The organism is Sphingobacterium sp. GQ94 (assembly GCF_059758715.1).
This window is the reverse complement of sequence record NZ_JCAXEC010000001.1, coordinates 308,609-321,236: the sequence shown is the minus strand read 5'-3', so window position 1 is coordinate 321,236 and position 12,628 is coordinate 308,609. Positions and strand designations below refer to the sequence as shown.

Sequence of the window (12,628 nt, the reverse complement as noted above, 5' to 3'; positions counted from 1 at the left end):
ACTATCATGAAATTAAATCATAAGATATATATAACCCTACTCAGCATAACGATGCTTTCAGCATGTAATGACGAGTTTTTAGACCGCAACCCTGATGCTGATCGTTCAGAAACTAATTTTTGGTCTTCTAAAAGTGATTTTGAACTCTTTGTAAATACATTATATCCAGAATATTTAGCTGGTTTCGGTTCTGGGTGGCAGGATGCGAATGTGGCTCCCAAAGGGATAAATGAAGCCGAAATGGTGTATGGTGATATGATCACCGACAACGCGGTAACAACCAATTATTCAAAAGTTACCAATAATGATTACATCGATTACCTCACCGCAGCCTCAGGTGGGGGTGGATGGAACTGGGCCAATTTACGTCATATTAATTACTTCCTGAATAATTATAAAAAGACTCCGCTAAAAGAAGAAGAATATGCCGCTTATTTAGGTGAGATTAACTTTTTTAAAGCCTTGGAATACTTTCAAAAAGTTAAATTATTTGGTGATGTTCCTTGGTTGACAAAAGACCTACAAACCAACTCTGAAGAATTGTTTGGTAAACGCAACCCAAGAGAAGAAGTGATTGATTCTGTCTTAATGGTGCTGGATAAGGCCATTACATTGTTGCCAGAGAGTTCAACAAACTCGGGGCGAATCAATAGAGATATTGCGCTTTTCTTAAAATCAAGAATTGGGCTTTATGAAGGAACCTTTAGGAAATACCATGCCGGTAAAGATTATGAAAAATATCTTCAGCTAAGTATAGAAGCTTCGGAAGCTTTAATCAATTCCGGAAAATACGCTATCCTAACAGGTGAGAAAGAGCAGGTATACAATAGTCTATTTGCCCAGCAAAGCTATGCCGATAATAAAGAAATAGTTTATTGGAGGGGCTACAATGCGTCTCTTACTTTAGGATCAGCATTCAGCCGCTACTTCACTCAAAACAATAGAAACGGAGGATCAAGTGCAACCCGAAGTTTAATAGACGATTATTTATGTATCGATGGAGAGTCAATCAGTACAAGCGATTTGTATAAAGGAAAAAGCACGCTGCAACTGGAATTTGAAAACCGGGACCCAAGGTTAAGACAAACCATTTGTTTACCGGGAGAGTATACTCTACGAACAGGTATCGGTATGACCGGAGCTACTGCTAACCCATTACCTGGGATTAAAGGTTCTAATACCGCAAATGGAAATCTAGCAGTCACCGGATACAGAGTGGCTAAATGGTTCTATGATAATCCAGATGATTGGGCACGAACTACCAACGGATTGCAAGCTGCTCCTGTAATGCGATACGCTGAGATATTGTTAAATTATGCTGAGGCAAAGGCCGAATTAGGTCAAATTTCGCAAGGGGTATTGGATCAAACTGTAAATGTTTTAAGGGCCCGAGTTCAGATGCCGGCATTACTCCTTGGCCAGGAACCAACTGATGCCAGATTAGATCAAATCTACACGACCTATGTTGGCTATCCTTTAAATCCTACCTTAAGAGAGATCAGAAGAGAAAGAAGAATTGAGATGGCTTTTGAAAATGTTCGTTGGGATGATTTGGTGCGCTGGAAAGCACTTAAACTCCTTTCCATGCCAGTAGAAGGCATGAAGTTTAATCAAAGCGATTACCCTACAATTAAGGTAGGAAGCGATATCTTTTTAAATCAAGAAGGATTAATCCTTCCCTATGCTCAAACGCTGCCTAATGGTAGAACGTTTGATGAACGCATGTATTTCTTCCCTTTACCAATTGAAGACTTAGTCTTAAACCCGAATCTAGAACAGAATCCGGGATGGGAAACTGGAAAATAAGTATTAGCCTTTAATAAACTTAAATTATAATCTGATGAGAAAAGTACTTTTTTATTTACTACCATTCTGCCTTTGCGGTTTGATAGTGGCATGTCAAATTAGTGATGCTGAAATGTATCCAGTGGAAAATACTGAATCGCAAGACCTGGCAATAGCCGATTCAGCGCAGGTTTTTAAGGTGACACCTTCTGCCGCTACAGAAAGTAATCGAATGCAGCTACGCGCTAACCATAACGACATGCAAGCGACTGGTTTTTACGTTTTACCCAACAGTACCATCACCCTGAAGGTGAAACTGAAATCGGGACAAACAAACGCCAGATTGGCCATCGGAACTCCTTTTAGAGATAATATCCGCCCAATAAGGCAATATTTTAACCTAACTGAGGGGACACATACATTCACTACCGATCAATATGGAGGTTTAGTGTATGTGATTTATACGGCGAATGATTACAGTACAACTGGCGAAATTAAAATTTCCTTTAAAGATGGCTTTATTCCCGTACCCTATTTTCAAAAAGGTAAAACAACCCATCAGCAGTGGGTTAAGACCTTAGATTCTTTACAAAACAGTGTACCAGACGTGATGTTCTCTTCAGATCGAACAATCCTCGTCGCCAATATGGATGAAGCGCTACTATACAAAGATGAGGATCAACAACTTATTACTGAACGATTAGATTCTATCATTGAGTTTTCTGATTATATAAGTGGATTGAAAGGCACGAGCGGTACACACGCCGTTCCTTACAATAAACACCTGATCACAGTAAGGGATTCTGCATCGGGAGGTTACATGGCAGCAAGTATTGCCATTTTTTATACAGAAGCACTCTCGTATCGAATGTTGCAACCAAAGTATCTTTCTAACACCAACGGATGGGGACTATGGCACGAAGTGGGACATACCTACCAGCAGAAAGCATGGACTTGGGGAGGCTTAACAGAAACAACGGTTAATGTCTACTCCTTAGCAAATGAACGTGGTTTTGGTTTACCAATAAGCCGGATCACTGCAAATAACTCTTGGCCCAAACTTGACACTTACTTCGAAAAACCCATTGCTGAGAGAAATTACAACGCAGGAGACAACGATCTGAAATTGATCATGTTCTATCAATTGGGACTTGCTTTTGGCGATGATCTTTTCATTCGCTTAAGTACATCAACTAGAGAAGAAAGACCTACCCTATCTACTGATGAGGAAAAAATGAGATATTTTATGATTTCATCGTGTAAGATCACACAAAAAGATTTGTCCGATTTCTTTAGAAAATGGGGATTTAAAACGAGCGAATCGGTTTATGCTGAAATTGCTGCTCTGCAACTACCATCACCAGATTCGGATATTACCCTCTTAAGAGATTAATTACAGATAGAGTACGAAAAGGATCAAATTTTTGACGATTTGATCCTTTTTCAATGGATTTTAATGACGTTTAAAAATTTTATTTGGAGGTGGTCGCTCAAATTTACTTTAGAGAGTCCCTTTCAAATAAAAAATTGGTTAGAAATTTATCTTTCCTTCAACCGAATTTCATACAATTTATTCCAGTCTTTTCCTGTCACCAATAACGTTTTGCTATCTGCTTTATAAGCAATGCCATTCATTTCATTACCTGTTGAAGCTCGTTTGCCATCATAGAGGCCAACAAAATTTACTTTCCCTTCGACAACACCAGTTTTTGGGTCAATAATAACCACCTCATCCCGGTCCGCATGGTACAAGTTGGCATATATTTTACCATCGATAAATTCCATTTCATTAATGCTATCTACAGGGCCATTATTATCAAAAACTTCGATCGAACCTGTCTCTTCAAAAGTTACTGGATTTAGAAAATAAAGTCTGCTTGTTCCGTCGGATTTAATCAAATGTTCGCCATCAAAAGTTAGACCCCATCCCAATTTACTATTTTGGTAATTAAAAGTCTTGATTTGCTTAAAGCTACCTTTATCAAAAACGAAACCCATGTTATTTTGCCAAGTAAGCATGATAACTTGATCTCCAATTACCGTCATGCCTTCTCCAAAATACTTCGCGTCTAAATCATATTTTTGCAGGACCTTACCTGTTTCTAATTCAACTTTACGAATAGAGGAACGTCCTTCCATTCCAGTCGATTCATATAACGAACCGTTATCGTAATACAACCCTTGCGTAAAGGCTGTCTCATCGTGAGGAAAAGTATTTATAACTTCGAACGCATACGGCTTGGGGGCTGGGGGAACAACTAACAAGTCGCTGTATGCAATATTTTCTTTTCCTTGAGCGTAAACCTTTGCACTCAGTCTCTTACTTCCATAACCAAAACTATTGGAATCAAAAACAACGGATGATGTATCTGTTTTTCTTTCCAAAATATCACCGTCTACAGAATATACAACTGAATCAATAGTTGGATTAGGAAAATTAAGCTTTAATTCCAATCGGTCACCTTTTAATACACGACTATCTTTTGAGGGGGTTACAAATTCGAATTTACCTTTTTGGGACTTACAACTAGCGATAAACAACATGGGCAAAAGTGCCACAATTAATCCCGTAATCTTAAATTTAGCTTTCATATTATTTAAAAAAAACGTCGTATCCATTATTAACTTTTCCGATGGGGGTGAGAGAAAGAAACTTCTATCAGCAGATTCCCTACCTTTACGCCCCAATTTAAGGTATTTATTTAAATTTATTCTCATCTTATGAGAAATTCGTTCCTTTGGTGTGCGACCTGTTTCTGTCTATATGACTAGGGCGAAAGAATACGCTATTTTACAATGGTGTTCCCTAATAACACCCCAAGTAATTTCTCCCCTTCTTTTAGTTTTTGATATTTTGAGATCAATACCTGAATATCCGCTTCATCTTGAGTGATCTTCAGCTCTTCCCTGATCTTGATCATTTGCACCTCAATTTTATTTTTTTTCATGCGGTAAATCAGTTGATTTACCAGTTCTTTTAATTGGTCCTGTTCTCCGGGAACAAATATTTTTCGTTTATCATCATTCCAATTGGGGCTGATTTCATATTTTGAGGCGATAGAATCAACCGCCAAATTAGAAACATCAGGATCCTGATGAGAGAAAAAGAATTTTGCTTCTGGAATTTCGTACTGTTCAGCTTGTCTCTTAAACTCGTTAATAATGATGAGGCATGGTATATTGACAAAATCAATATCATCTAGGCTACCAAGCAAAAATGGTGCAACAGGAATATCGCCATCACCCTCCCAGCTAACAAGCTCTTTACCATAATTCAGAAGCACACGTACAAGCTCTCTTTCCATCAATACTTCAGAGCTAAAAACAGGAGTAGCGGTTGTCTTTGGAAGGGAAATGCCCTCAGCCTGCATTGCAGCTAACATTTCAGCAGGAATGAAATCATCCATTGGCTGATCTGGAGAAGGTTGAGAAAACTGGATAGCTGATGCCGCATCTTTTTTATCTCCTGCCTTTGCCTTGCCTAATCTGATTTTATTGAGTTCGCTCAGTAAAACCCGTTCCTCTATATCTAAAAGTCCACTACATTGCCGAATATAAACGGAAACCTTAATTTCATCTGGAATCAAAGCAATGCTATTTACAACTTCCCGAATAACCTCAGCTCTTTTAATCGGGTCCTCTTTTGCATCGCGAAGAAGAATTTTGGTTTTATAAAACACAAAATCTTCCTGATGATTTCCAACATACTCTATAAAAGCAGAGGAACCATGTCTTTGAATATAAGAATCGGGATCATTGCCATCGGGAAATAAAAGAACTTTTACATTTAGTCCTTCTTCCAATAGCATATCAGTTCCTCTCAAAGAGGCCTTAATTCCGGCCTCGTCACCATCGTAAAGAATGACCACCTGTTTGGTATACCTGGAAATCAGTTTGATTTGTCCTGTAGTAAGTGAAGTTCCAGAGGAGGACACAACATTCTCTACACCTGCCTGATGGCAAGAAAGTACATCGGCATATCCTTCAACCAAATAACAGAGGTCTTTATCTGATATGGCTTTCTTGGCCAGATGCAGCCCATAGAGAACATTGGATTTATGATATATCTCACTCTCAGGAGAGTTCACATATTTCGGGACATTTTTATCGGTCTTTAAAGTTCGCCCCCCGAATCCAATTACTCTTCCTGTGAGATTATGAATAGGAAAAATAACACGACCTCTAAACCGATCATAGAGGGACTTATCATCACGCTGAACAGCAAGTCCAATCTCGACTAAGTATTCCTTTGAAAATCCTTCTTTTTGAGCAGCATCTATTAAATTCGTCCAGGCATCAGGAGAATAACCCAAATCAAATTTTTTGATTATTTCATCACGATATCCTCTTTCACGGAAATAGCTTAGCCCAATTGATTTACCTAAATCAGATTCCCATAAATAATGCTTGAAAGTTTTACTTGCCCATTGGTTTAGGACATACAGACTTTCTCGTTTATCCTGGGCAGCCAGTTGAGCGGGTGAGCGATCAACCTCCTCGATGGGAATATTATATTTAACGGCTAGGTATCGAATAGCTTCCGGATAGGCATATTTTTCATGTTCCATCACAAACTTCAAAGAGTCACCCCCCGCACCACATCCGAAGCATTTATAGATACCTTTAGCTACAGAAACATGGAAAGATGGGGTCTTCTCGTTGTGGAAAGGGCAATTGCCTATTAAAGATGTTCCTCTTTTTTTTAGATCAACAAAATCGCCCACGACATCCTCAATTCGGGCCGTGTCCAGAACTTTTTCTATGGTTTCCTTTTTAATCAAACTCTTTCCTCTATGCTATACACAAAGATAAGATACACTGATCAAAAGAACGTATAAACATTAAATTTTAATGTCCACCTCAAAGCAATCAATTATTTGAATACCTTAAGATAGATCTGATAAAATGTTTTTATATAGGCCATATAGAATGGAAAACTAATTGCCTCGAAAGGCGCAATCACTAGATATTGCTTGAAGTTTCTTAACAGTCTAATGGCGCTGTTAACTCTCCCGCCGGGTTTCAAAACATCAGGATTTTCAGCATCATAAAATCCAAAATTACCCGTTCTCATTAAGTAATCTTTCATCCAAGATGAATCTCTTTTTTGCGTGTCTTTTATGGGAACAAATTCTTCAGGAAGATCTAATAAATCTTTTAATACCTTATGAAAGATTTTTGCCCATTTAAGGATCCCTAAACGAGTATAGATTCTCTCCAATTCTTTCCCATCAATTGATTTACCAAAAGTATAATACAATCGAGCGGAATCACACAACTGCCTTAGGCCAATACCGTAACCAACTTGATGGCTCAAAATATGAGCATTTACCTGAACTATATTAAATAAAGGCGAGGGCCCTTCGATTTCCTTCCCATCGATATTTACAAAATGAGAAATTGCATATTCCTCCTTAATAAAATCTTCTAAAAATGATTGGACAAAAGGATTTCTAATTTGAACAAATTTACAATGATGCTCAACAAAAAAATCATTAAAGGAATAATCAGAAGTAAAAAGTGTTTGAATACGATAATCATTACTCAAACTTTCCATTAATTTATTCCCAGCATTAAAGTCTTCCTTTGTCCGGAAAAACCAATCGATATCTCCGCTCGTCCTATGGCTTGGATGTAAATAATACTTTGAGATTTCTCTTCCTTTTTGCAGGACGCAAGAGATATTATTTTCTTTGAAAAGATTATATTGCTGAGCAATTACAGTATCCATTTTTTTATTATTCCGCTCAATTCGATCTAACCGAACAACCCATTTGAGTAATATATCACTTGGAGGAAGTAACTCTTCAGGTAAACTTTGAACAGAATAACTAACCATACCTTCTACTGTATGATCAAAAGAAAGTTTGAATATATCAACCCAGTCCGACCTATTTAAATTCACAAAATAATCTTCTTTTATATCTCGTCCCCAAAGTGAACTTTTTAAAGCCTCTAAAAATGCTTGAGTTGAAGGTTTATTTAAATTTTCGAATTTATTCATAAGGGAAACAGGTCGTACTTCATATTAATGTCTCAAATATGCAGAAAAAACATATTATACTAAAAAGTTGTATAATTAAATGGAACATAAAACGATCACCCTTTTAAAATAATTATAATTTAAAATATTGTAAAATTTAGTCTTCTAGAATTTAATTTTCAAAGGAATTATTAAACAAAATCTTTATCCAGTCTTTCAAAAACAGAATTTTTCGAAATATATTCAGGTACAATTTCTTTGATCAACTCCACTAAAACCATTGGATTATGATCAGCTCCTTGTGAAACAACCTGTTTACAGATATGTTCAATTCTAGCCTTTTTAATTTCTAGTTCATCAGTATTCACTTTGGCAATCATGATTTTCTCATGATGCGTTTTGGTTGTATTTTCGTTATCGGCCAATAGCTCTTCGTAAATTTTTTCACCTGGACGTAGTCCGGTTATCTCAATACTAATATCCTCAGGATAATTAAACCCCTTTAATCGAATCATGCGAATTGCTAAGTCCATAATTCTAACTGGCTTACCCATATCAAATACAAACACCTCCCCTCCTGAACCCATTACCCCTGCTTCCTGAACCAACTGACAAGCCTCAGGAATAGTCATGAAATAACGGGTTATATCTTGGTGAGTTACTGTTAATGGTCCGCCCTTTTTTAATTGCTTTTCAAATAAAGGAATTACCGATCCATTTGAGCCCAATACATTTCCAAATCGAGTTACAATAAAATTTGTTTTGCTTTGCCTGTTTAAACTCGACACATAAATTTCAGCAGTACGTTTTGTAGCACCCATTACATTCGTTGGATTTACGGCTTTATCAGTCGAAACCATAACAAATTTTTGAACGCCATATTTATCAGACATGTCAGCAATGTTCTTGGAACCCCAAACATTGGTTAAAATTGCTTCATATGGATTTTGCTCCATTAAAGGAACATGTTTATAAGCAGCCGCGTGAAATACGATTTGAGGTCGGTACTGCTCAAAAACAGATTCCATAAATTGACGGTCTCGCACATTCCCAACAATATACATCCCATCCTTTTTTGAATTACATTTTAGATCTTGTTGTAGGTCATAAAGTGCTGATTCTGCTTGATCAATAACAATCAATTGATCAAAATCAGTATAACTAATTTGACGAACCAATTCTGAGCCAATTGATCCGGCGCCACCTGTAACCATAATGACTTTTCCTTTAAGCATCTCATGCACCACAGGATTTTCTAATTTAATGGATTCCCGGCCTAATAAATCATCGATTTTTAAGGTACGCAATTGTCTGCTGGCAACCTTGCCGTTTAACAATTTAGCTGAAGTTGGCATGATCTTCAATTTAACAGCCAATGGTTCTATTTGCGCTGAAATTCTTGAAAGGCGCTCTTTGTTGTTGTCATCCAAGGCAATGATAATACTGTCTACTTTAATCTCACTAATAAAAGGATCGGTTAGCCTATCCATATTGAAAATCTTATAGCCATTGATAAACTTTCCGATCCTGTTTGGATTATCGTCAGCAAAAGCGACCACTTTAATTTTCCTACGGGTCTCATTTCTTAGTAAATTGAGTGTTATCATCCCCATGTTTCCGGCACCAAAAATCAGCACCCGTTCAACTTCACGTCTTCCGAAAAAGAAATTTTCATAAATAGTACGATAAAACACTCTTGCAGCAACCAAACACACCATGGTGAAAAAAGCGTGAGTGAATAATACAGCAAAAGATAGTCTTAGGTATTGACTGATTAAAGCCGTGCTTTGAAAACCAATTCGAATTAAAAATGAAATCGCAGTCAAAACCACCCATGCACTTAGAACCGCTTTAAAAATAGTCCAAGCATCTCGAAAACCGGTTTGACGGACGATACCTAGATAAATTTTAAAATACGAAAAGGAACAGAAATAGACTATAGAAACGATAATCGACATTTTCACCATCAGTTCAATCGCAAACTTCCCATTAAAACTACTTATCACGAAATTAGAAAGGAAATAACAAAACAACACAATGAGCATGTCAATTAAAAAAACAACCCACCTCGGGCTATCTTTCCTGAAGTATCTTTTCAATCCAGTAATATCCATTATTTATATATAAACGTATCTTAAAATTAATTCTTAAACTTAGAAGACTAATAAGGCAGGGTCTTATTTAGGATGTTCATACAAAGTTAATGCCACTATGTTATGCATTTTCTATAATTAACAAATGGTTAATATACATCTGGTCTAAAAAAAACATCCATTTTATTTATTCGGTAAAAAGGGAAACAAAAAAGAGAATTCGACATTATATCTTAATTTTAAAAAATAAAATGAAAAATTAAAGAGGAAAATGCAGGCGCAAAACAATTCAATAAAAAATGCCCACAATAGCAAGTTGCATTTTGAAGGCATTGAAAATTTTTTATTATTTCAGGTTATCTTTTCTTTTTCCCAAAAACACCTTTAAACTGTTTTTTTAGTTTCGCCCTGAAGGAAACAGAACTGGCATCAACATAACCATAACCGTAGCCGTAACCATATCCATAACCGTAACCACGAGCAAAATCAACATCATTTATAACTACAGCCATGTTTTTTAACTTACCATCCTCGTAAAGCTCCTTAGGGACATTTAACAAACGTTTATCTAAATAGTTTGCACGAGCTACATAAATGGTTAGGTCTGCATTTTCAGCTATTAATAAGGTATCTGTTACCAAGGAAACAGGAGCAGTATCTACAATGACAAAATCATAATTTTCTCTTGCATATTCAATAACTTCCTGAAAATGTCCATTCATCAACAATTCCGCAGGATTAGGAGCAATATATCCGGAATAAATGATGTCAAAATCATATGGGGCAGGTTTATGGATAATGATATTATCCACAGGCATATCCGGATTAATCAAATATTGAGTAATCCCAATATTAGTATGTTGAAGATGTGATAACCCTAAATAATCTAGTACTTTAGGAGAACGTATATCAGCACCTATTAATACTACTCGCTTACCGGACATCGCTAATATCCGAGAAAGGTTGGTAGCTACAAAAGATTTTCCCTCACCTGAGGTAGTGGAAGTAACATAAATAACGGAAGATGTATCTTTTTTTGCCCCTAACATAAAGGAGATATTGGTTCGAAGAATACGAAACGCTTCCGCTAATGATGACCGATCGTTGTCCTTAACAACCGGATCTTCTGAACTAGGGAGTTCTCCAAGAATTGGTGCATTAAATTTCTCTTCAATATCCTTACGAGAATGAACTTTATTATCCAGTAAGAATTTTATATATAGAATACCGAAAGGTAATAAAAAACCAGCGATAAAAGCGCCAAACAGAATCATTGCTTTTTTGGGTGAAACTGGAATATTCGAACCATATGCATTATCTATTACCTTCAAAATCGCAGGAGTTGCAGATGCTTTAATTTCAGTTTCCTCTCTTTTCTGTAGTAAGAATAAATACAAAGACTCAACGATCTGTTGTTCTCTTGAAATATCTTTAAATCCTCGCTCTTGGTTTGGTAATTGATTTAACTTTCCTTCAAACTTATTTTTCTGAGCATTTAAAGCACCTACATTACTTTGAAGGATTTTTCTATAATTCGACAAAGACGCTTTTAGGGAATTACTTAATTCATATATATTACTAGTTAATTTTTGAACTACCGGATTATCGGGAGTAGCAGATTTTAACAAATCTTGACGCTCAAGGATCAATTTATTATAATTACTCACATTGTCTTGAATAGAGGGATCATCAAGGCCTAAATTGGATGGTAATAATTCACCTCCATTTGTATCAACTGACCCACTAATCATGTCTGCCAAACGTAACTGTGTTTGGAATTCAACAAGTTTTCGCTCATTTTCTGAAGCACTCTGCATATATAGTTGAACTTCAGAACTCATATCAACCATATTATTTTGATCTTTATAGTCGGCAACTTTTGAGTCGGCATCTGATAGACTTTTGGAAATTAACTCTAATCTCGAATTAATAAATTCTGTTGTAGCTCGACTTAATTTCGTCTTGTCTTCTGTAACATCATTATTGTATTGTTCAATTATTGAGTTCAGGATTAATTCAGCTTTACCAATATTCCCTGATTTCATAGAAAAATTCACGACATAGGATTGCTTTTCTTTGTTGGGTAAAATCTGAACTGCAGCTAATAAATTATCGACAATTTGATTTGAAGGAACATATGATATAATTAAATCAGAATCAAAATTTTTATTACCTTGAGGTAAAATTATAATTGGACCTATTGGACTTTTTATTTTTTGCCCAAGAACAAAATTCCTGGTACCATTTTCATTATCGACAATAATGAATTGTTTAGCATTTTTCTGAATCGTGAAACTATATTTAATTGAGTCTAATCTTGGATTATTAGGATCTAACAATATCATTCTCAAAGGAGATTGAGATTCTAACATTTCTGAAGTTTTGACATTCCCCTTATTGAAATAGACAATATTTAAACGATTCTGTTCGACTACTTTACTAAATATTCTTCTTGATTTCATTACATCAATCTGATCTAAAACAAAAGCTGAAGCTGGGCTTCCGCCTGCCAAATTTGCTAATTCAGATAGACCAGCTAATTCACCTGTTGCTTTGCTCTCATCTTGTAAAAGAATTTTAGATTCGACATTATAAATTTTATCTGCATATCTGAGATAAACGAATGCTAAAACCAAACAGAAAATAATAGATATTAAAAACCACTTCCAGTAAAAAGCATATTGTTCAAAAATTTGCTTTAAATTAATCTCCTTGTCAACAGGATCAACTGATTTATAGGTGCTTACAGGACTACTCATTTAAATTA

The 12,628-nt window shown here is 36.0% G+C and carries 7 protein-coding genes; 2 read left to right on the top strand and 5 right to left on the bottom strand.

Translation table 11 applies throughout. The annotated features are described in order from the left end of the window. Positions 1 to 6: 6 nt before the first annotated feature. Positions 7 to 1,806: a RagB/SusD family nutrient uptake outer membrane protein gene (locus AC6CHH_RS01335; RefSeq protein ID WP_498278929.1), complete on the top strand. Its 1,800-nt coding sequence runs from the start codon at positions 7 to 9 to the stop codon at positions 1,804 to 1,806. A 34-nt stretch (positions 1,807 to 1,840) separates the two neighbouring features. Next, the gene (locus AC6CHH_RS01330; RefSeq protein WP_498278927.1) at positions 1,841 to 3,178 is read left to right on the top strand and encodes a M60 family metallopeptidase; all 1,338 of its coding nucleotides are present in this window, start codon (positions 1,841 to 1,843) and stop codon (positions 3,176 to 3,178) included. Between the two features lie 146 nt (positions 3,179 to 3,324). Here the strand turns inward: AC6CHH_RS01330 and AC6CHH_RS01325 are convergent, their stop codons facing one another. The 5 genes from AC6CHH_RS01325 to AC6CHH_RS01305 form a co-directional block, all read right to left on the bottom strand. Then, the gene (locus AC6CHH_RS01325; RefSeq protein ID WP_498278925.1) at positions 3,325 to 4,377 is read right to left on the bottom strand and encodes a glutaminyl-peptide cyclotransferase; all 1,053 of its coding nucleotides are present in this window, start codon (positions 4,375 to 4,377) and stop codon (positions 3,325 to 3,327) included. A 194-nt stretch (positions 4,378 to 4,571) separates the two neighbouring features. After that, positions 4,572 to 6,566 carry a DNA primase gene (dnaG, locus tag AC6CHH_RS01320; protein ID WP_498278923.1) on the bottom strand — a complete coding sequence of 665 codons (1,995 nt, stop codon included), beginning with the start codon at positions 6,564 to 6,566 and terminating at the stop codon, positions 4,572 to 4,574. 92 nt (positions 6,567 to 6,658) lie between these two features. Next, on the bottom strand, positions 6,659 to 7,789 hold the full coding sequence (locus AC6CHH_RS01315; protein WP_498278921.1) for a nucleotidyltransferase family protein: 1,131 nt from the start codon (positions 7,787 to 7,789) through the stop codon (positions 6,659 to 6,661). Positions 7,790 to 7,959: 170 nt separating this feature from the next. Beyond that, entirely contained in the window at positions 7,960 to 9,882 is a 1,923-nt protein-coding gene (locus AC6CHH_RS01310) for a polysaccharide biosynthesis protein (protein ID WP_498278919.1), read from the bottom strand. A gap of 335 nt (positions 9,883 to 10,217) precedes the next feature. Next, positions 10,218 to 12,620 (bottom strand): GumC family protein, encoded by a 2,403-nt coding sequence (locus AC6CHH_RS01305; protein WP_498278917.1) that lies wholly within the window; start codon positions 12,618 to 12,620, stop codon positions 10,218 to 10,220. Positions 12,621 to 12,628 lie beyond the last annotated feature (8 nt).

Coding starts and splice junctions, on each gene's coding strand:
- AC6CHH_RS01335 (WP_498278929.1), top strand. CDS start 7: ATGAAATTAAATCATAAGATATATATAACCCTACTCAGCATAACGATG.
- AC6CHH_RS01330 (WP_498278927.1), top strand. CDS start 1,841: ATGAGAAAAGTACTTTTTTATTTACTACCATTCTGCCTTTGCGGTTTG.
- AC6CHH_RS01325 (WP_498278925.1), bottom strand. CDS start 4,377: ATGAAAGCTAAATTTAAGATTACGGGATTAATTGTGGCACTTTTGCCC.
- AC6CHH_RS01315 (WP_498278921.1), bottom strand. CDS start 7,789: ATGAATAAATTCGAAAATTTAAATAAACCTTCAACTCAAGCATTTTTA.
- AC6CHH_RS01310 (WP_498278919.1), bottom strand. CDS start 9,882: ATGGATATTACTGGATTGAAAAGATACTTCAGGAAAGATAGCCCGAGG.
- AC6CHH_RS01305 (WP_498278917.1), bottom strand. CDS start 12,620: ATGAGTAGTCCTGTAAGCACCTATAAATCAGTTGATCCTGTTGACAAG.